The organism is Glutamicibacter uratoxydans (assembly GCF_050753455.1).
Lineage (GTDB): Bacteria > Actinomycetota > Actinomycetes > Actinomycetales > Micrococcaceae > Glutamicibacter > Glutamicibacter uratoxydans_A.
The window spans coordinates 1,377,344-1,398,619 of the sequence record NZ_CP192736.1 but is presented as its reverse complement, the minus strand read 5'-3'; the positions used below and the strand labels follow the sequence as shown (position 1 = coordinate 1,398,619).

At 52.5% G+C, this 21,276-nt stretch carries 13 protein-coding genes; 4 read left to right on the top strand and 9 right to left on the bottom strand.

The genetic code is table 11. The annotated features are described in order from the left end of the window. Window positions 1-22: 22 nt before the first annotated feature. Both ACQQZ8_RS06365 and ACQQZ8_RS06360 read right to left on the bottom strand, forming a co-directional pair. Window positions 23-571 carry a glycosyltransferase gene (locus tag ACQQZ8_RS06365; RefSeq protein WP_431711837.1) on the bottom strand — a complete coding sequence of 183 codons (549 nt, stop codon included), beginning with the start codon at window positions 569-571 and terminating at the stop codon, window positions 23-25. Then, entirely contained in the window at window positions 568-963 is a 396-nt protein-coding gene (locus ACQQZ8_RS06360) for a UDP-N-acetylglucosamine--LPS N-acetylglucosamine transferase (protein ID WP_431711836.1), read from the bottom strand. The genes ACQQZ8_RS06365 and ACQQZ8_RS06360 overlap by 4 nt, the downstream gene beginning before the upstream one ends. Window positions 964-1,172: 209 nt before the next feature. On the opposite strand from ACQQZ8_RS06360, the gene ACQQZ8_RS06355 reads away from it, so the two are divergent. The 3 genes from ACQQZ8_RS06355 (at window position 1,173) to ACQQZ8_RS06345 (ending at window position 5,381) form a co-directional block, all read left to right on the top strand. Beyond that, window positions 1,173-2,726, top strand: coding sequence for a hypothetical protein (locus ACQQZ8_RS06355; RefSeq protein ID WP_431711835.1), 1,554 nt, complete (start codon window positions 1,173-1,175; stop codon window positions 2,724-2,726). Between the two features lie 3 nt (window positions 2,727-2,729). Further along, window positions 2,730-4,268, top strand: a complete 1,539-nt coding sequence (locus ACQQZ8_RS06350; protein ID WP_431711834.1) for a lipopolysaccharide biosynthesis protein — start codon at window positions 2,730-2,732, stop codon at window positions 4,266-4,268. A 78-nt stretch (window positions 4,269-4,346) separates the two neighbouring features. Next, a complete protein-coding gene (locus tag ACQQZ8_RS06345; protein ID WP_431711833.1) occupies window positions 4,347-5,381 on the top strand; it encodes a sulfotransferase in 1,035 nt (344 codons plus the stop codon). 88 nt (window positions 5,382-5,469) lie between these two features. Here the strand turns inward: ACQQZ8_RS06345 and ACQQZ8_RS06340 are convergent, their stop codons facing one another. From ACQQZ8_RS06340 to ACQQZ8_RS06315, 6 genes are all read right to left on the bottom strand, one after another. Then, window positions 5,470-6,237 (bottom strand): sulfotransferase family protein, encoded by a 768-nt coding sequence (locus tag ACQQZ8_RS06340; protein WP_431711832.1) that lies wholly within the window; start codon window positions 6,235-6,237, stop codon window positions 5,470-5,472. A gap of 88 nt (window positions 6,238-6,325) precedes the next feature. Further along, window positions 6,326-7,564, bottom strand: a complete 1,239-nt coding sequence (locus tag ACQQZ8_RS06335) for a hypothetical protein (protein WP_431711831.1) — start codon at window positions 7,562-7,564, stop codon at window positions 6,326-6,328. Window positions 7,565-7,586: 22 nt separating this feature from the next. Beyond that, window positions 7,587-9,251, bottom strand: coding sequence for a carbohydrate binding domain-containing protein (locus ACQQZ8_RS06330; RefSeq protein WP_431711830.1), 1,665 nt, complete (start codon window positions 9,249-9,251; stop codon window positions 7,587-7,589). A gap of 777 nt (window positions 9,252-10,028) precedes the next feature. Beyond that, window positions 10,029-11,537 (bottom strand): sugar transferase, encoded by a 1,509-nt coding sequence (locus tag ACQQZ8_RS06325; RefSeq protein WP_431711829.1) that lies wholly within the window; start codon window positions 11,535-11,537, stop codon window positions 10,029-10,031. Between the two features lie 553 nt (window positions 11,538-12,090). Further along, the gene (locus ACQQZ8_RS06320) at window positions 12,091-14,697 is read right to left on the bottom strand and encodes a LuxR C-terminal-related transcriptional regulator (RefSeq protein ID WP_431711828.1); all 2,607 of its coding nucleotides are present in this window, start codon (window positions 14,695-14,697) and stop codon (window positions 12,091-12,093) included. Further along, complete coding sequence (locus ACQQZ8_RS06315; RefSeq protein WP_431711827.1) at window positions 14,627-17,116, bottom strand: helix-turn-helix transcriptional regulator; 2,490 nt, start codon at window positions 17,114-17,116, stop codon at window positions 14,627-14,629. Before ACQQZ8_RS06315 ends, ACQQZ8_RS06320 begins: the two co-directional genes overlap by 71 nt. Window positions 17,117-17,938: 822 nt before the next feature. On the opposite strand from ACQQZ8_RS06315, the gene ACQQZ8_RS06310 reads away from it, so the two are divergent. Then, window positions 17,939-19,081 (top strand): polysaccharide pyruvyl transferase family protein, encoded by a 1,143-nt coding sequence (locus ACQQZ8_RS06310; protein ID WP_431711826.1) that lies wholly within the window; start codon window positions 17,939-17,941, stop codon window positions 19,079-19,081. Window positions 19,082-19,409: 328 nt separating this feature from the next. On the opposite strand, the gene ACQQZ8_RS06305 is transcribed toward ACQQZ8_RS06310, so the two are convergent. Further along, window positions 19,410-20,858, bottom strand: a complete 1,449-nt coding sequence (locus ACQQZ8_RS06305) for a Coenzyme F420 hydrogenase/dehydrogenase, beta subunit C-terminal domain (protein ID WP_431711825.1) — start codon at window positions 20,856-20,858, stop codon at window positions 19,410-19,412. Window positions 20,859-21,276 lie beyond the last annotated feature (418 nt).

Genomic DNA, 21,276 nt, shown 5'->3' with positions numbered 1-21,276 from the left:
TGAGTTCCGGTGTCTAATGGTCTTAACCGGAAACGTTCCTTGCATTTCGGGCGGCGGTTAACCGGTCCACGAACCCCGCCAGTTTCCATGCTGCTACCGCCGGATCCGGCAAGTCTAAATTCTGCAGCACGCGATCGTAGTGACCGCTATGCACCCGCTGAATCCCCGCATTGAGATCGTTAAGACTCTCAATTATTTCAATCATGCCCCGCCGTTGCATATGTGCGGCGAAACGTTGCTGATGACCATCAACATGCTCCCCACGCTTCGGATCACGCGGCATTACCAGTGGGAACTTTCCGCCGCGCAAGAGCTCGATAATGGTGGACGGACCGCCATGACAAATCACCAGATCGGCTTGGGCCATCTTTTCATCAAGCTCAACTCGCTCTAGGTAGCTGTAGCCTGTGGCATACGTGGGTGGTTTGGAGGTACCGTACTGGATTTCGCACACCAACCCGCGGTCAGGCGCATCCTGATTTTGATACCACTTATCCAACACCTGAACTAATCGATCGAAAGGGTGGTGGTCGGTTCCCACCAGAGCCAGAACCCTTTGTATGCGACTCATAATAGCGGCCCAATCACTACTGCGCCCGGATAGTGCTTGAGCTGTTCTTCCCACTGCACACAAAAAATTGAGGCCAGCGGGCGACAAAGTTTTCCGGTCAACGTCTGTGAGTCGATGCGGTCGTAAACCTCCACATACGCGGTGGGAATACGCATCAGTTTCGCGGTCAGAAAAAATGGCAAGGCAACCCCGGCTCCCGTACTGATAATCGCCTCGGGACGTTCGACACGCAAAAGTTTGATCGAGAGCAAGAAATTGCGTAGCGCATTTAACGGGTTTCGCGTTGTCGGGTGATAGGCCCAATGCACACGCTCACCTCGCAATGCTGAAATTGCATCAGGTGTATCAAAAGTAACCCAGCACCGTTGCTGGTCTTTCCACCACGCAGACATACTCAACATCTGGGCTAGGTGTCCCCCACTAGACCCAACAAACATCAATTTCCCCATGGGCACAGCGTACTCAGTTTTCTAAACGCTGGACAGTGAAGTCCGAAATTTATTTGCTAACGTCGGCCCACTAAGTCAAATGAGAGGTATATTACAGAGAAGGGTGCTTGGGGAAGCCCCGGTTCAAAAGATAAGTGCATGGGGGACTCATCTTGAATATCGCAACTACGCCCAGTCATCGGTTAAAACGCTGGCTTCTGGAACTACGCAGACTGTGGTTCTTCTGCCTGCTATTACTTCTGGGAGGAACTGGTGCCGGTTACTTCGCCGGCCTGCAAATACCCCAGAATCATTCCGCCACTGGAGTGATTCTCGTGGCACCGCTGGAAGGCAACCCGTTCTACCCCAGTGCCCGTGGCGAGCAACTGGTCAATCTCATCACCGAGGCTCAGGTCATCAAATCGGATACTGTAGTTTCCCAAGTGATCCAAGCTACCGGGCTGAATGGTACCCCTGGCCAGATCAGGCAAAGTCTGAGCACCAACGTGCCGGTCAACACTCAGCTGATCGAAATCACCTACGCAGATGCAGATAAGAACGAAGCAGTTCGCATCTCGCAAGCATTTGCCGAAGCATACTTGGAGTTCCGCAGCTCACAGGCCAATCGCAGTCTGCAAGGGCAGGTTACTGGAATTCAGGAAGAAATCGACAAGCTCAGCAGTGACATGGCCGAGTACACTGTTCTGCTTAACTCCGATACTACCCCTGCAGTAGAAAAGACAGTTCTGCAGGCTCAGCTGGAAGCCGGGGCCGGCCAGATTGCCGCATTAGGGGCTCGGATGAGTTCCTTGAGCACCACGCTGGTGGATCCTGGGCAGGTCGTCACGCCAGCTCTGGCTGACCGGGCGTCACTGCTCAGTCCGCCATTCCTCGGTGCCGTTGCGGGGTTATTCCTCGCAGCATTCCTCGCTGCGGGCTTGCTCTGGTTAGCGGTCCGTCGTGGCAAGATCCGTGTAGAACGCCAGTTACAGCGTTTAGAGCTCAATCCAATCCACGCGGTCATCAGCACCGCCACACGTACGGCAGGAAACGCCAAAAGCCATAGTTTTTCGGCTTTTCGCTCACAGCTCCTGGGAATACTCAATCAGGGTGAGAACCGGGTTGTGATGGTTCTTCCCACTGCGAAAGAAACAGGTTTCCCGCTCTCTTCGATCGCTGTGGCTGAGGCATTGAGTAGCGCGCATTACCGAACGCTGATCATTGACACGACCGGTTCGGGGCTTGATCCCGAGCAGTCGATGATTCCCAAGGAAGGATTTGGTGAAGTACTTGACGGCACGATCACACTGACCCGTGCGGTAGACCAGCGCTCCGAGTATTTATCGGTACTCGGTGTCGGTTCCTGGCGCCATGGTTTTACCGCAGTAAAGGACAAACGACTCCTGACACAGCTTCTCGCGGAGGCAACCAGCCGCTACGATGCGGTAGTGATCGTAGCGGCCGATCCAAGCGATAGCGCGACACAGTGGTTGATGTCGGGCGTTCACAGTGTGCTCTTAGAAGTTCGGCTACGGACAACGCGCAGTAGCGAGTTACTCGCCGCGCAGCAAATCTGTTCCGATCTACAGGCCCCGGTTCACGGCACACTAATCTGCCCGCAGAATGCATCGCACTGGAGGACGCACCAGAGTAACTATGCCAGTGCTCGGCACGACGCCGCTAACTCCGAAGAGATTCCGGAAATCAGTTCCGGCAAAGTTGGCTAACTCATGCCGAACCATTTAGAAGGCCAGCTACGCACCATTGCGCGAAGTGGAACAGCGAATTTGCTGGGTGCTGCGGCATCGGCCGTTTTTAACTTGTTGCTGATCATCGCGGTGACCCGGTACTTCTCTCAGCACACCGCCGGGGCGCTTTTTTCCGCCACCTCAGTTTTCATGATTGCTTTGAGCATCTGTTCGCTGGGTACCGATGTGGGTCTCTCACGATACCTGCTGCGCTTGCAAGCAACCGGACGGGCCAGTGACATCCGCCCGGTTTTGGGCGTTGCCCGGCTACCCGTCATGGTCGCAACCGTCCTGGTGGTATTGTTCGGGCTCATTTCGGCTCCCGTGCTAGCCGAGCTGATCGGGTTACCGGCTGATTCTGGTGCACAAGTAGTAATGCTTTTGCTCAGCTTCTTGCCGTGTGCAGTGTTTGCCGAGTTCTGCATGGCTTCGGCCCGAGCCCTAGGAACCTTTCGTAGCACGGTGTTATCCGAAAAAGTCATGCGCCCGGCCCTGCAACCAGTGGGAGCCTTGGTGGTGGCCGCCAGCGGCGGGGGGCTACTGCTACTTACGGTTGGTTGGGCCGCCCCCTATGTCTTTTCCGCTGTGTTGTCCTATCTATTTTTCCGAGCGGTGTTTCGTGATTATCGCGTTACCCGGCAAAAACCACAGACGCCCACCCGCAGGCTCCGTGTGGAGTTCTGGCAATTCACTTGGCCGCGAGCGGTCTCTCGAATTTCACAGGCGCTGGTGCAACGCTCCGATATCGTCATCGTGGCGGCACTCATAGGTCCTGCCGAAGCGGCAATCTACACCGCGGCGACCCGGTTCGTTGCACTCGGTCAATTCGGTGTGCAGGCAATTCAACAGGTATTGCAACCACGTTTTAGTCAGATGTTGGCACTCGAACAACTCGACACACTCAAACAAGTATTTAAGACATCCACAGCATGGAACATGGTTGTTTCGTGGCCTATCTACGTTGTTGCAGGTATCGGAGTAAATTTCTACTTGATGGTTTTCGGCGCAGACTACATCAGTGACGAGGCCCGGTCCGTAGTGTGGGTGATGGCCTTAGCAATGTTGCTCGGTACTGCCTGCGGGCCCTTGGATTCAATGCTTCTCATGGCAGGCCGAAGCACCACCAGCCTTTGGATTTCTCTTGTCGGTCTGACTCTGAACATTTTCTTGTGTTTCGTACTGATCCCACCGATGGGTTTATTCGGAGCAGCACTGGCCTGGGCTCTGGCGATCACCTTGCGAAACCTGCTGACTTACATATTCGTGCGCGGCACACTGAAAATGAACCCGTGGAGTCGGGCTGGATTCCTGGTAGGGCTAAGTGCCGTGGCAGGTCTGGGTTTACCGCTTGTGGCAGTGACACTGACCGGTAGTGATTCCTACCTACACTTTGCCGCAGGAGCCGCTGTAGGAATTCTCTTCTATGCTTCGGCGCTGTGGCTTTTCCGCCGCCCTCTGCAATTGGAATCCTTTGCCGTTCTTGGCAAATCACTGACTCAGAAGAAACCCGTCGGCACCTAATTGGTCAAAAGCCGCCACCGGGCTAAACACCAAACATTGATGCAACATTCATAACCGAAGTCATTGAGGGGGAACTTCGTGGAACCGTTTCAGGAAAGTCAAGCAAACGAACCACAGCCACAACCGCATCAAGCTGTCCACCCGCGGAAGCCACACACCGGAGCAAAGGTGGAAAAACCCCGCGTATTGATGCTTGGCGGGTTTGGGCGCAGTGGGTCAACCGTCTTGGAACGCTGTTTGGCTCAATGCCAGGGGGTAGAAGCCATGGGGGAGGTTCTACATCTCTGGGAGCGTGGCCTGCGTGATAATGAATTGTGTGGTTGTGGCAATAGCTTCCATGAATGTCAGCGGTGGAAAGACATCGGTGCCAAGGCGTTCGGTTCATGGTCCTCGGTAGATACGGAGCAAGTGATCAGCGACCGGTGGTCAATTGTTCGTAACCGCTACTTACCGTGGTTGTCCTTGCAACGGAGTTCCAAAACCTCATCTGCTCAACGGACGCGACTGATCAGTTCATTAAATAAGTTGTATCGTGCAGCCCAGCAGGTTACTGGAGCCGAGGTCTTAGTCGATTCTAGTAAGCATCCGGCCTATGGGTACTTCCTACGTTCATTGGATATTGAACTGCGCTGCGTCCTCGTGGTACGCGATCCACGTGGGGTGGCTTTTTCGTGGTTAAAGGTTATTCAGCGTCCCGAAACCGGTGCGCAAGCCAAAGAGATGCCGCGCTATTCAATTCCATCCTCTATGGGCAACTGGATGACCTATAGTCTGATGTTTCATGCGCTGAGTCTGCTCAAGATACCAGTGTTAACCGTACACTATGAGGACTTTATGGATAGTCCGGCCACAACGATTGATCGGATTCTCGAATTTGTGGGGTTGGATGCAGCCGAGCACCGGGTAGCGATCAGCCCGAACAAGACGGTGAGACTCGACGCGCACCATACAGTGGCGGGTAATCCCATGCGCTTTAAGGTGGGACAGATTCAGCTAAGCACCGATGAGCAGTGGCGCGCCCAGATGCCTCGCATCCAGCGTTGGACGGCCAGCATCATCAGCGCTCCGTTACGCTTGATCTACGCGCTCAACAGGCGTCTGCGGGCCAGCTAAAGGACTGACAACAACCATCCACTGGCATCTGTACATTTCATTGGGGCGGGTTTAGCAACCCGCCCCAATGCGTCTTGAAACTGGCTACCTAGCGGCGCCATGAAGGTTGTTTACCCATGACCTGCGCTAACTCAGCATCTGCGGAGTCGTAGTACTCGCGAAGTTTCTCGCGCAGCTGAGCTGTCATGGGTGCTCGTGGTTGAGAGTTTTCTGCTGGAATATTATCCGGTGTCCACGGTTCAAGTCCCAGCCACAGCTGCAATGCTCGAAATTCTTCTTGCGGATGAGAAAAGAAATCATCAGCATCCATGAGATAGAGATTCTCTTTACCAACAGCATCGTGAATCCGACGGATTTGATCGATATATTTCCCTCGCAACAGGTATGCGTGGTGACGCAGGCTGTAGCTACTGTAGTTGGGGTCCTGCTCGATCCGTTCTAGCTCACCGTCGACTCTTCCGGCCTCCAACTCCAAGGCACGCTCGAATTCTTCCGTCTCAAACCCGCGCATCAGTTCATGGCGGTGCGCCGAATATGCCCTGTCCACTGGGTCACGAAGCATCATCACCAGTTTGGTGCCCGGTAAATCCTTGACTATTCGTTGGGCCGCCAACGGATGAAAACTGTAATATCCACTGCTTTCAAAGGTTTTAGGTTCACCGTGAGCCAAGAATTTTGCCGTGAGACGCAGGGGAAAGTGTCCTTGATACCAACGCGGCCCGCGGTGGTAATAATCCTCAAAGTACTTGATGCCTTTAGAAGCTGTGGGTCGCACCACCTGCGGATGGCTCGATAACAGCCGATATAAGGTGGTTGTTCCGCTTCGCTGAGCTCCAATGACGATAAAGTCCGGCAATGCCCGCCACCGGGCTGTCAGCGTACCCCAGGCTCTGAGTGCACCCCGAATTTTTGACACCGCTGGATCCGGTAGTGCTTCCTTTGCCCTACTCGTCCATGGACGTAAGTTTTGTGTTCGCATGTGCTAAATCCCCCAAGATGCACTCGATTGTTTCCATCAGGGCCACAGCTTTATCCTCGGTGGCCGTTATCTGAAGTTGTGCCAGCCCTTGAAGATACCTTCCGCACAAGTGCGCAAGATAAGCCAGTTGGGTGGCACAGTCCCCCACGCCGCTGCGCTTTATCCCCCGCAGCAGACTATTTTTGCTCACCTTGGTGAGCGAAACCTGATGATGAATCGCATAATGCAATGCGTCGAAACCTACCGGCAATCCGCGGCTAAAGCGTTCCCAATCCCACACCTGCAGCTTTGAACGGTGGACCGCCATATTCCATGCAGTCCAGTCCCCATGCGATGCTCCTGGCTGCAATTCATGACGTCCATAATGTTCGTTAATTCGTTTCAGGTTTTCGTTAAGTCGGATGGCAGGTGCGAACCGAACGGCTAAATCTTCCGTGCTGCTGCACAACTCCTTCCACCAGTCCTGCTCCCCCAGAGGGGACACCGTCGTGGCAAAAGTGCGTTGTAATTCGTCTTGGGCCGAAATTCGAAGCTTCTCCACCGTGGCCTGCCGGGTGAAAATCGTCGTCGGCAGATAGCCCATAATCAGTAGTTCGTGCCCATTCCACGTGCCAGAGTGTATTAATTCGGGAACTCGCAGGTTCTCCCAACGTTTGCTGTTCAGCTCCTTTAATGCCGAGGCCTCAGTTCGCACTAAATCGGAAGTAAGCGCGGTTGTGCCAATCTTCGCGTAGCCAAGGCACGTCCCGGACCGGGAGAAAAGCTGCAGCACCGGCTTACGGTTAACCCGCTCGTTGCCGATACTCATGCTAAAAAGCACTTCCTGACTAAAGATCTCAGCCAAGTGCCCTAGCAGATTATGCTCATCTGAGGATTTCAACGTTAGTTGATATTTGACCAGCGGTGGAGTGCTTCCCATAACAGCCAAGGCAAGAGCCGCACCAAAACGCTGCACTTTAGACTTCAACGACAGGTCTGCGCTGAAGCGTTGCAATGCCAAACGTGCGGCCTTACGAGGTTGGGTGGGGATCACGATCCGTGGGCTGCGGACATCGGGAAGCACCGCCAGGTTTCCGTAGCTTGCACCGCGGCGCGGGACAGGCTCCAACACGGCCGCTATTCCCAAGTCCTTTAGAACAGCACGAAGGGCAGCCACGTCTCCCTCGGCCTGCTGAACGTTGCCGTTCGCCGGTGAGTCTGACACGCAGCTGCCCTCCCCCAGTGGACTACTTCATTTTTGGTGATGTACTCAAGACATCAGCAAATTGCCTCGTCTTAAGCCTATCGGTAATCTCCCAAGAAGTCGTCGAATTTAGGTGGGTATTAAAGTAGGTCATAGCCACTCCACCACGCTTGACGATCTGCTGATAGGTCTCTTCCATCCACTCCGGGCTGTTGCCAGCCGCGGCATTGTTGAGACCAGTCTCGGCTATGCCCCAGCGCACGTTGTGCTTCTTGGCAAAAGCTTCGAAATGTTCGAAGTAGGCATCCATATCGCTTGCTTTACGAACTTTGCCATTCTTGACGGTGTCCTGATAGTTGTACACGTCAAAACCAATCACATCAACTAGGCCGTCACCAGGCCAAGTATTTTCTAACGAGTACTGTTCCTCGCCATACAGCTGGTGGTACCCCATCAAGATCGTCGTAAACGCGATGTTATCGGAGTTGTTCTTGACGATTGGGGACAAGCGTTTTTGCATGGCGGTCCAGTCGGCAATGTTCTGCTCAGTTTCTGGCTCATGATGGAATGCAACCCAAACAGGCCCATTGAGGGCATCTAGCTTAGCCACCAGGTCCTTGGCCCACGCATCACCCTTGCCCGCTACCATTTCTTTCCAGCTGTAAGGCAATTTGAAGCTGATCCACGGTAGACGGTTGTTCTTTAGATCAGTCGTTGCGTTGCGCACGGCATTGTCAACCTGATTAGCCTGGTAGAAGGTCCGGCGAATACCGAGTTTGCCACCGACTTCATTCTCAAAAACTGAAGGATCGGTATTTGAACCAACGGCTGCACCAAAGTACGCGCCCTTAGAAGGAACACCAATCTTCGAATAGGTGCTGTTGTTAGTCAGGTAACCGCCGATCTCTTCCGGCTGAGTCTCGGGGGTCTCTGGGGCCGGGCTTAGGTCGCCTTGTTCCGGTTCAGCACTGCTCAACGGCGGTGAGACAGGCGATTCGTTTTCGCCCTCCATCAAAGTTACATCGTCAATATAAAGCGCATTATCGGACTTTAAGTCGTAGCCAATGACGTTCAAGTCAAATTTGGCTCCAGCGTTCTTGTTGGTGAAGGTGAAATTGACCTTGGTCCACTGCGTGTTATCCAGCTGGAAGTACTGACGGTGAGTTTCGGTGACAGAGGAAATAGCCCGCACGCGGAGGTGCCCGCCTACGCCTGGATTCTTTGCCTTGACCCACGCGGTCACGGTGTAACGAGCGCCAGCCTTCACATTGGTCGCGCTTGGCTTGGCATCGTTCAATGCGACATGCCCGGTACCGGAGGCAATCCGCAACTCCGCGGCTCCGCCGCTTCGGCCATTGCTAGTGTGGCGCAGCAGCTCGTTCTTTCCGTTGGTCTTCCAATCGCTGACCCCGGAATCAAAGGTGCTATTCTTCACCAGCTGGGCTGCGCCCCACGCCGCCGGCAGGGTATTTGAAGTCAGTGGAACACCGCCGCCGATCACCACACCAACAGCCAATGTAGCGGCCACGATGCGTCCGGTGCGACGTTTAGCATGCGAACCGTGATGGGTTTTAGAAATGTTCGGGACAGTCAAGCAACTTCTCCAAGTATCTTTCGAGGGCCTCACCGCTGAAGAAAACCGCGGCAAGCTGGCACGGTCACCGACTCTACAGAGAGGAAATTGCTTAAAGCAACGTTTAGATAACAATTTGCCCCTAAGTCACTAATTCGCCACCACCTCAAATTTTGTACACTAGACTAGGATCTTTTATTCAGAGATCCTATATGCCGTGATCAGATATCGATGCCGAATTCACGAAATACTCAGACGATTTGAAAATTAGGCCCCACTGGACCGCCTCGTGATTCCTGCCACAGCCCCCTCCTTCTCACCGCCTTTACTAGTTGCACCAACTTAAAAGATGGTTGACCTAACTCCTTCCAGCCGAACGCAGCTACCGTTTTTACAACTCATCTTCACCACCGAGTTGAAGCCGCTAAACCCGACTTGTCCTCATCCGTCACCGGAAGCAAAACTTTGAGTCGAAGGGATCGGCGGCGGCTGGGGGATAAAACGACCGCTAGGGCCGTTTACTCACCGCCGATCCCGTCTTCAGAAGGTGGATTTCCCACCGACTTCTGGGGAATGCCGGTGAACGATCTTCATGGTAGGCCTCTCGGGCAATGACGAACCTCTACTGCCTGTTGACACCCTGCCAACAGCCCCCGCCAGAGAACGCTTCCACCTTGTACCCAACCTTAGGTACATGGTTGATGCTTTACACGGGTAACCGGTACTTGTTCGCCACCTACTTTCAAGTAAATAGTACTTAGAAAATTGCAATGCCTCTGCGATAGCAGCACGCTTTGATCATCACGTCCCGACATGCATAAACAGACCAAATGCCGCAGCGGAATTAGATTCCGCTGCGGCATTTGGTCTGCGTATGGTCAATGCATTGCCCCAATGAAACGTAGGTGAGCTCTAATAGGCCCCTTCGGGTTGTACCATCGCCCTGAATGTACGCCACATGATCATAATGTCTCCGGTCAGAGACCAGTTTTCGACGTAGTAGAGGTCTAGCCGTACGCTTTCCTCCCAGTCCAGGTCAGACCTTCCGTTGATCTGCCATAGACCGGTAACACCAGGTTTAATAAAGAGACGGCGACTGGTATGCCCCTGATACGTTGCCACTTCTTCCGGCAAGGGGGGACGCGGACCAACCAACGACATGTCCCCGCGTAAGACGTTGTATATCTGTGGAAGTTCATCCAAAGAGAACTTGCGAAGCCACTGACCAACTTTGGTTACCCGCGGGTCACGCTTCATCTTGAACAGCGGACCACTACCCTCGTTGAGCTCTTTGAGCTTTTCCAATTCAGCTTCGGCATTGACCACCATTGAGCGGAACTTATACATCCGGAAACTACTTCCGTTGCGTCCAACGCGTTCCTGGCTAAAGAAAATTGGGCCGGGGCTATCGCGACGCACTGCCAGCGCAATCACCACGAACAGTGGAGACAATGCCACTAAAGCTAGGCTGGAGAGAACCACGTCGATGACGCGCTTAACCACATGGTGCCCACCGGAGAAGTTCGGAATATCTACATGCATCAGTGGCAGACCCTCCACCGGGCGAACACTAATGCGTGGTCCTGCCACATTCGTCAACGAAGACACCACAATAACGTTAGTTTTCGTCTGTTCGAGTCGCCAACTCAGATCTTTCAACGCAGAACTACCTCCAGCCAACGGTCCTGCAACGATGACGGAGTCGGCTCCCACCGCATTGACCGATGACTCGAGGTTCTCTAGATTCGCGAAAACTGGAAATTCCCCGTGACCAATTTCTTGATCCGGTTGTCCGTCAAAGAGCACAGCCGAAACCCGATAAGCCGGGCTGGCTTTTTTCTCCAGCTGACGAACAACATACGAAACATCAGGTGCTTGTCCGACCACTACCACCTGAGATAGTGCGTAGCCCTGCGCGGACTTGACATGTAACCAGCGCCGGCAGCTCCATCTACCGAGCAACAACAGGCTTAGACCAGCTGGAAACATAACCAAGATCAATTCGCGAGTCCCGGCAATGTTCAAGACACTGGCACCGAGTGCCACGGTTCCCGCGGCAAAGAATGTCGCATCTACTACACGTTTGTACTCTTTAGCCCCTACGCCGATCCGCTGCGGGGCCCTGCTACGGAGGAGTGCAAGATAGACCAACCAGATTGTCAGCGCGGCTGCGGTAAGCAACAAAGCTTCTTGAGTTCCCGGGATATAAAGAACATGTACCATTCCGGCAGCCAACAGCATCAGCCCAAGATCGGAGACAACCAGAATTCGAGTGAATTTTTGCCTCCACCGGTTTGCCGAGAAGCCTTCTTGCCGCTGTGATTGCGGTGTTTCAAGAATATGCTCCCATGTCCCGGTGGCCTTGTCGTTGACTTTTCCACCGAATCGGGCACTGCCCAATGTTTCGTATGCTTGCGACACGCTTCCCCCTCGGCGGCGATGTCCGGCAACGCAAATAGTGCTTCGGATTCCCACTTCCGACGCAGCGTGCTTTTGCGAGTGCAGGCTCCCCAACCGCCTAGATTTTCCCCAATATCTTGCCTTACTTTTTGCACTTCAAAGCAAAGCAACCATTGATTGAAGTCTATTAATCCAGAGCTTGGCACTCACGGGTAAACAGGTACCCCATTTCTGTGAGATGCCTTTAAATTCCCTACTGCCAACACTCGTATTCATGCCCTTTAACCAAGTACTGACTACGCGTATACATAGTGCTCCTCGATTCTGGATACTCGTTGCCACTCACTGCCTCCGGCTGTGCTGAGGAAGATCTACCGCGAGGGTGCTCGACGGGACAAATCCGAACAATGTGCAGTATTCTGCAGAATAAAGGCACCTGTGGGGCAACAGACGAGAGTCACGAGCAATGAAAAACACCGGCTCATGTCACAAGAGCAGCCGGCGCGGCGTGTACAGGAAGCACGATATGAATTGGTGTGTGCCCGCAGGTGCCCCGAAGCACGCTACTCCTGCTTCAGAGTTCTTCTCGTTCCATGGAGGTCTCCGCTGCTGCACGCCGGGTAAGCTCCGAACGCTGCGAGATACCAAGTTTCGTGAATATCCGATACATATGCCCCTCGACGGTGCGTTGGGATACTGTAAGTTCCCGAGCGATATCTCGGTTATTCAATCCGCTACATACCAAATCCACGATTTCGCTTTCCCTCGACGTCAACTCGCTGTCTTTGACCGTTCGCGCAATGACCCCCCAAGGTTCCTGCGCCTGTTCTTCAAGTCTCAGCAAGATCTGTCGGATGACTAAGCCGCGTTTCCTTGCATCACCGGCCTCTGTCCAGATCTGCGCAATATCGGTGAGCACCTCCAGTGCGAGTACCACCTCGCCCCAGGTATCGAGCTTTTGGACAAGCTCGCGTAGCTGTGCGGGATCACCTTGCTGTACTTGTTGAACTATTATCCGTTGACGGTGCATCAAGGGACTGAGGGACTCGGTATGCCGCTGCATCATCTCGGCAGCATAATCGCGTACTACCTGATTCACGGTGTGACGCCAGACAAGAAAGTGCGCGGTATGGTGAAGGAGTATATTTCCCGGATCAATTCCCTGCAGAACTTCAGTGATCTGGTCAGCGTCTTGGGAACCATTAAGCAAATGCAGTAGTCGCAACATCTCCTTGTCCTGCACGGACCAGAAACCGCGTGTACTAATTGGGCAAAGATCACTAGAACCCGGCATCTCGAAAATCTGGTCTATTGTCGCCTGTGGGGTCAGCACGCCGGCAAATTCTGATACCAACAAACTCAATGGCATCAACCCCAATGGGTCACTGACACTAAGCTCGGCGAGCGCATCGGCGGCTAGGTCCTTTGCCAGGCGCATCTTGCCCTGACGTACTAGCGCGTAGGCCTGCAGCGCCTGCACTGCTCCCCGATAGTCACCTAGACTTTCGCTTTTCTCCTGCAAGAAATCCGCAAGTCGCTCACGAGCCCTAGAGTAATGACCGGATTCAATAAGATAACGAACATCTAGTACCAGGACTTCTGCTTGGTAGCTTATCGCGGGAAGTATCGTTTGTTTTTGATCGAGGTTCCGGTAATCAGCTTCGCTGACCAATGACGATCCATCCCCGGCATTGAAGCGCTGACGTAGCGCAATGATTTTCGAAATCAATGCAATGTCGGCAAAATTAGAACTCGCCTCCACGAGTGCCTGCAACTGTGAGTTGCTTGGCTGCACGCTTTCAGGTGGATCGAATAATCCTGTCGGGTTCAACCACTGCAGAACCTGACGTATCTCGTCTACGAAGTGGTTTTGCTGTGCAGTTCCCGAAACTAGGCCGTCCACGAAATGTAGTGCTCCAAAGTACTGACCGGAACCCAATAGGCTACGTACGCGATCTGGGACGTACTTCTTCCTGTCTTGCTCCTCTAGGCCAAGTTCCCATATCTGCATGGAAGCCTGAAAGTCGCCCCTTAAGTTTGCCCGTTTAATGGCTTGGAAGACCAGTTCTTCATTGGGCTTTTCACCCAAAGACAGTCCCCACAACACAAATTCTGGATTTGCGCGCTCGGTGTCGTTTAGCACTGGCGCAACCAGCTCATATAACTCTCGGCTTCGTCCCGGACGGATACTCTTCCGCAGAGCCTGAGCATAGCATTTGCCGCCGATACTGATTGTGCCTTCACTTACCACAAGCAGCGAACTCGTTATGAGATGGACGTGTTGTGTTATGCCCAATTGATTAAGTCGCTGTTGTCCCACGGGGCCAGCCAAACTAAGTATTTCCAGAGCTCGTGCCAGCGACCCATCTAGTCGACGGTGTAGGTCGTGGACTGTTTCAACCATGTCACTGTCAATCAGAGTTCGGCTATCCCTGATCACAGTACGCTGCGCAATAGTCTGCAGAGCCCCCTGACGTTCAAGTAGCTTGAGATACTGCTCCACGAGCACCTGCAGACCACTGGTCGCCCGATGAATATGAGCTATCGCGCACCGGCTTAATCGTGTTCCCAGCAACGTATAGGCATAATGTCCTACATCGTGTGCGTCAAGTGGATACAAAACGATTCGTTCCAGCCTGATCACGGAGTTCAAAGGATCTGATGCTATCTGCTCGTGTTGTGCAGCATCGCGTAGCGCCACGAACTTAATGCGTCGAGAATTCACTAGTTGTCCGAGCACAAACACACTAGCAGGGTCGATGAACTGAGCTTCATCAACGACAATGAGTACTTGTTTGGATCCGGGGTGCTCTGCCAGTATCCTTTGTACGCTGGACATCGCGTGATGAACTATGTTTGAATCATCAAGTTGTTCTGCCCCACCTACCAGTAATGGTGCCAAGGCTGCATAGGGAACTTGTCGTAGTCCGGGGCTGCAGATCAATCGCACCGTTGGCAAGGTCACCAATGGTGAATCTAGCACCGAACGCAGCAGCATCGCCTTGCCGGTTCCCACTTCACCGCTAACAATCGCTCCGCTGCTATCGTCGGAAACCAGTGCACGTTGCAAGTCATGGAATTCTTTTCGTTTCCAGCTTTCCGCTTGAAACTTACCGTGTGGCATTGCTATGACTCTTTCGCTGGTTAGCGACCAGTTTCTGAAGTTCGTCGCGCTTGCCAATGCCCAGTTTCGAATACACCTGGTAAAGGTGGCCTTCAACAGTTCGAACCGATACGTTGGCCCGTTGGGCAATTTCCGCATTGGTCATCCCGTTGGCTGCTGCCGAGGCCACGAAAATCTCACGTCGTGTTAAACCAGTTAGTTTATCCAGATCCGTGTATCCAAATGCTTCGGAGATCTCTGGATGCCGTGACCCCATGCCTTGTTTGGCGCTGCGAACCAAAACGCGATTTTGATGCGCCGATAACCGAGCAAATAGAGCGTTGAAACGATCATTAGCGTATGAAACATATCCCAAAGACACCATGGCATGCAGTGCATCAAAAATTCTTGCGGCACTGAGGTCCTTAGTTGCTTGGACTAGCTTAAGGAACCCAAGAGCCAACGGATGCTTTACCGCTACCTGAAGATTTTCTAGATCCGTTGCCCGATCGAAACGGCCTTCCCGAATACACAATGCCCAGATATGCGATGCTAGGAGTTTTTCTCCCCTTACCAAGGCCCACCTAGCGAGTCTTTCCAAGTCTGGCACGATCGTTCCATATTGGTTTATCTGACGAGAAGCCAATATTTCAAAGAGCAAGCGTACACACTCTTGGGTGTTCACCGGTTCCTCGAACGGCAAGGAACTCTGCTCGGTCAGATTGGAAGCGGGATCCTGCGGTATGACCCGAGCATCGTCCTCTTCAGCAGAGATCACGCCGATCCAACGTTTAGCCGATTCCGAGCCACTGAGAAAAATCTGTAGACGCAATGGATTGATGCTTTCCATGGCCTCAGCAAAGTTACCGGTAATAGACAACGCCAAGGACCGGGTGACCTCTGCATGGGCGATCAGTTCCGGATTACTGGTTTTCCCACGTAAAACTAGATCAATAAGTGAGCTGCACTCTGCCCAGCGGGCTAACGCCGCTGCCGTATTAATCAATGAACGTAAAGTCATTGCCATGCAATTGGCTAAACAATACTCGCTGGACGATCGAGGATTCTGTGGTAACTCCGCCAAGAGAGCATCCAACAGTTCTGTGGATTTATCTAGCTCGTTGACCCGAGCGTAGAACTCGGCGGCTTGAGCAAGTACCAAGTGTTGCTGACACTGGCTTAATGATCGCCAGAGCCACGATCCATGGTCAAGAAAATCCCGCACCAGGGGTGCTGCTTGGGAAATTTCTCCAGTTTCGAGGTAATAAGTCAGAAGGCGTAGGGTCAAGTCTATGCGTTCGACTTGTTGCAACTCAGCCGTATACACTTTCTGAGCTCGTAACTCTTGCAACCGGTCACGTAGCCGGCGATTAGATGCACCACTCATCTCGATTGTTTGCCCGGTCTCGTGAGACCTGACATCCGCAAAGTGTGATTGAGCGACTCGTTGAAAGTCGATCACTGTGACGAAATCCGATACCGTTGCGCCTTCTTCTCCGCTAACCGACGGTTCGGGCCAGAGTGAGCGCAAAGCACGATGCATACATGGTTCACTAGGTTTCCAGCCGGTAGAAGTTTGCTCAATCAACCCCTGTGCGTGCAAGAAATCTAACTCCTGAAACCCCGTAGTTCCAGCGGCAACCATCTTATAATTGCCCAGAGCTATTTTTTTATACATCTGTTGTTGAGTTGAATTGAGCCGCTCCATTTGAGCTGCGACGCGAAGTTCCAAATGTATGCCGATATGAAGTGGCTCATTTTTTAGAGCGGCATAGTCTTTCTGAAAGACAAACTGATCGGCTTCACGACAATCGGCAACTATCGCGTCAATGGACTCGGGGTTTCCTGCACTAAACTCCCAGAGGCGAGACGCTGTCAGATAAGAAATCCGATAACCAAGGTTTGCTTCGATACGATGCTTGGACTCTTCTAAACCCAGTCCGCCAAGGCGGACTAAACTCAGAACCCCACTGCGAACCAGAACTTGCAAGTCTTCAGCGAGTTCCCCCTGTCGGTCATCCATGACCAACAAAGTGATAACTCGATTGGTCACAAGTTGTGTCAGCACCATCGTGGTAGCTGAATCAATCACCGAAATATTTTCCATGACGACGTTTGGGCGATCAGTTTCGCGAAATTGACGATGTAGGTGTCCATACACGGCTAAGGGAGAAACTAGCTGCTCTTCGGACAATTCTGTAAGCAGATATTGGATTGCGCCGTAAGGCAACTGCTTAGCGTATTCACTGCCTGTAATCCAGATTGGATCGGAGATAGTCCGAGATCGTTTTAGGGTGTCGAGGACTATCTCGCGCTTTCCGGACCCTGGTCTTCCCTGCAAGATATATCCGCCATTGGCCGGATCTTGGGACAGTTTTTTGAGTCGGTCGTGAATTTCTGAACGTGAAAACCCAGTGTCGTGGTCAAATCTGACACAACTTTCCGGGATACCATCCCACTCATTTCCCCATTTATGAGTCGTCAAAAAATTACCCAATTACCCCATCCCCCCAAAGATTCGGATAATGTCAGCCAATCCCCAAGATAGGCTGCTAGGTTCGTTGAAGTCATGCTACCTGTTACTGCTGGCGAAAACGAGATTTTGGGAAATCTTTGGATTCTTTTTTGTTCGTTTATGGGCTGGGGATCGAGACACCAACACAGTTCATGAACCAGCTAAAATGGCCAGATCTGTTCCATCTGGCAAACATCAACCGCCATGACAGGTAATCATTCTCCGAGGAGTAAAGATTCCTTCCTCACAAACAACTCTTTCCCGGTCGAGCGTACCCTCTTGTCAACGTTGGGCAGACTGGTTAGGCTCATGAATCAGTGAGCAATTATTGGGGAACATTTTTCACTACTTTTGATTTGCGCGTAACGCTAGGTACTTGGGGGGCCAGTTCGTGCGAGTGGAGTTCGCAACAACCGATGCTTCCGTGCGGAGATTGACCCGTAACGGTCAGTTCGCTCTGCAGAGTAACACTTCACCGTGTAGCGAAATATCGCCAAAATTTCTCCACTTTGCCGCGTCCTTGGCCAGCAGTATTCATTGGCCGCTCGGGCAATTCAGCAGCCTCCTGCCGTGCGATAGACAGCTGAACAGCAATGACTCGATGAGTATTCCAGGGTCACGAACAGCGCCTGTTCGCCACACAAAGCATGGTCAAAAGCATCAATACAACGATATGAGCAATACCGTATTCATCGCGACCAGTCGGCACTCAATAACATCAGGCAAGCGCCAGATAGCTCGGAATTGGTACTTCTCACCATCCCACAAACTACAGGAGGCAGGGAATTGGCAACCATAGGAATCATGACCATGCAACGGATCTTGAATTACGGCTCATCCTTGCAAGCATTTGCCCTGCGCACGCTGCTAACCGAACTGTCGCCGGAGGCACAGGTTGACTATCTCGACTATCGACCGGGTAAGCCGCTAATTCATGAGAGTACAGGACACCGGACACAGGGCCAGGTTGGGCGGTTGTTGGGTAAACTGCGGGAATACTCCGCCATCGATGCACGAGTGGTCGATGTTTTGCGCTTCATGAATCATAAACGCAATTACGCAAAGAAGTATTTTCCCCTGATTTCATTGAAACCGGAAACTAACCAGAACTTTGCCGTTGACTTGCAAGTCATCGGTAGCGATGAGGTCTTTAACTGTGTTCAGGCTAATGCCAATGTCGGTTATGCCAAAGACCTATTTGGAATCGATTCGTCGGCACGTAGCCTAATTTCCTATGCGGGATCATTCGGAAATACAACGCTGAAAAAAATCCGATCACACGGTCTGGAGCAGGAACTTGCCAGTGCCTTCGCACAGTTTGACCACATCTCGGTCAGGGACACTAATTCGGCACAGATTGTCCAAGAACTCACCGGCATCGCGCCACCTATCCACCTTGACCCCACGCTCATTATCGACCTATCCACCTGGGCAGATATCCCGAGTTTGCCAATTGCCAGCGATCCCTACCTGTTGGTCTACGCCTATCCGGGACGGCTCACCCGTGAGGAGAATGACCATATCCGCGCCTACGCGAAGAAGCAGGGATTGAAAGTACTTTGTTTCGGCGGAGCGCAGTCCTGCGGCGATATGTTCGTCGATTGTTCCCCCTTTGAACTGCTGGGATACTTCCAACAAGCAACAGCCGTTGTGACCGATACATTCCACGGAACGATTTTCTCAGTCATTTCCAAGCGTAGTTTTGCCACCATCACCCGATCGAGCCAGGGACATGGATACGGAAATATCGAAAAACTCGGTTATCTACTCAACGTTCTGGGATTGCCTCAGCGTGAACTAATCACGATCCACGACTTAGAAATGGTTCTCGAACCTGAGATTGACTATCACAGTGTCGGTGAGATTATCGCGTTCGAGAAACAGCGCTCATGCGACTACTTAACTAACGCAGTCAAACCGCTCAACGACCTGAACACTCACTCTTAGGCGGAAGCCACCCAAAATAGAACGAGCGAGCAAGCTTCCCTCGTCTTCAGTACCGGGCACACTAAAGGTCTAGGCTGGCACCGATACCTTCGGAAATCGTTCTTTGCTTGGAACCGAATACTCATGGTCTTCGGCCTAACCGAACGCTTTTTATACCGTGCTCATCGTCGAGCTAGAAAATCTCACGACCCGCTACCCTTCCTACAAGAGATCCTATGGCGAGGGCATACGCATCGGCATTTTTAGTGTGCGAACTTGGGTGAATTATCGTTCGCTGTAGATGCGGTAAAAAAACACGGCTGGCGTTAGTTGAACAGTGCATCACCCATTAGCTAAATTTCAATATCCGGGCAACTCGTCGCGCTGCAGCTTCCAGCGGTGTGGGTAGTCGTAGTACAACCCACGTGGCTGCTCGGCGCCATAATGTTGATGAACGAGACCCATCGTACTTTCGGATGTAGGGCCTCATTTCGTCAATAAAAATGCTCAGGTTACCGGCTCTTCGGGCACGCAAATAGGTCGGTCCAGAGGCCAGCGCGATGGCTTCCCGGTTGATCATTCGCTGACCGAAGAGACTTTTCAGGTCTTTGTCTGATGCAGGAGAAACACGCTTTTTCGGTACCCATAGACCCATTTTGATCCTATTAGCAAGCCTTATGGCCAAACCTAGGCGACGATGGCGTACTGCCCCAGCTTGGGATTCGGCCACTTTTTCTGCCGACCAATCAATGACCTCCAAGGCTCCGGAGGTCTCCCCCCGTTCTAGGATTTTCGCTGCGATCTTAGAGCGCGCCACGGCAACATTGGTTCCTTGCCAATCAGACATGAACGGTGGTAGCCAAGCATCACCGAAACTGATGTCGGCAGTCTCCCCGGTGATGTCATCACAGTAATCACATGCACCGAGCTTAAAAATGCCGATCCCCCAATTAGCCATGGGAATCTGCTCCGAACCACGAATCACTTCTTGATGATCAAAGGTGGAAATTTTCGAACAGTACCTATTAGGTGGCCGGCCTGGCTCTTTATGACGATAATCAATGTCTTTAACATTGGGTGTTTCAAGTCCCATAGATTGGGCAAGATAATCCGAGTACAAAGTGGATTTCATGTGACCGCAAAAGAGTGAGGCACCGAAAACGACTCTATCCCTGATGGTCTCATCTTGGTCGGCAAGGAGCCGGACCGCCTTGATAAAGCAGGGTACGCCGACGATGGCATAGCGACCGGGAATCTCACGAACTTCGGCCATGACTTCGTTTAAGGTCTGTACGTGATACCGAGACTTCCGTCCTGCAAGAAGCTCATCCACTGATCTTGAGATGGTGTATCGAGATAGGGGATTTGGTAGTCCTTCCAAAGTCGAGGCGACGTGAACGACAGCATCTATTTCTCCGTCGATCAACAATTGCGTGAGCACCCATGAAGTCAAGCCACCCGAGGTGCCGAGCTCTCGGTATTGCTCTTCGTTCACGTACCCCGCGACAATTTTCTGATGAAAACCAAGTGCGGAGTGGTGCCGCGCGTCGTCTTTGTCGAACAGTTCCTGTCCAATGGAGTCTTCATTCCGCGCATTATTAGAGAACGGGCACACAGCACTAGCGCGAGTCAATACATCCGGGGGAAGCTCTTCGAGATCCCCTCCGTCTTTTCGTACTGGTAAATAGGCCCCAAGTTCGCCCAATTCCATGCTAATGGCTTGTGGTTCAGCTACCGCACAGGCGCCGCAGCCCACACAAAGCCCAGATTTAACAACGAAAGGTAGATCACGAGCCATTAGAGTCCCCAATCTTTAAAGGCTAGTCCGTGGCCAGTCTAGGTGACCTGCTTCCGGTACGCCAGCGTTTAACTCAGGTCGATTCAACAATTCCATGCAACGTATTGTTGATGCACATCCGGCTACTGGATCTCATGAGTTGATAGCGCAGAGTAAGAACTCCCTTGGTGATTCACCCCTGGTTTCATAATGTCTTCGCTTGCGACGAGCAACAACATAGCCCAGTAGTACACGCCCATTGTCCAAGGCCGTGCACCGGACCACGCACGGGAACCCATCGCCAACTACAAGTCGGTCTTCGCAGCCTCCACGGACATGGATCCAAAGATCAATGTGGGCAAGGAGGCTCCGATTCGTTGAGTCCTCCGAATCCAAATACACGCAGGTGCATGCATCGGTTCAACCAGAGAAGAGATCG

Excerpts from the sequence above, each read along its gene's own strand:
- ACQQZ8_RS06365 (WP_431711837.1), bottom strand. The coding sequence starts at position 571 with ATGAGTCGCATACAAAGGGTTCTGGCTCTGGTGGGAACCGACCACCAC.
- ACQQZ8_RS06360 (WP_431711836.1), bottom strand. The coding sequence starts at position 963 with ATGTCTGCGTGGTGGAAAGACCAGCAACGGTGCTGGGTTACTTTTGAT.
- ACQQZ8_RS06350 (WP_431711834.1), top strand. The coding sequence starts at position 2,730 with ATGCCGAACCATTTAGAAGGCCAGCTACGCACCATTGCGCGAAGTGGA.
- ACQQZ8_RS06310 (WP_431711826.1), top strand. The coding sequence starts at position 17,939 with ATGACCATGCAACGGATCTTGAATTACGGCTCATCCTTGCAAGCATTT.
- ACQQZ8_RS06305 (WP_431711825.1), bottom strand. The coding sequence starts at position 20,858 with ATGGCTCGTGATCTACCTTTCGTTGTTAAATCTGGGCTTTGTGTGGGC.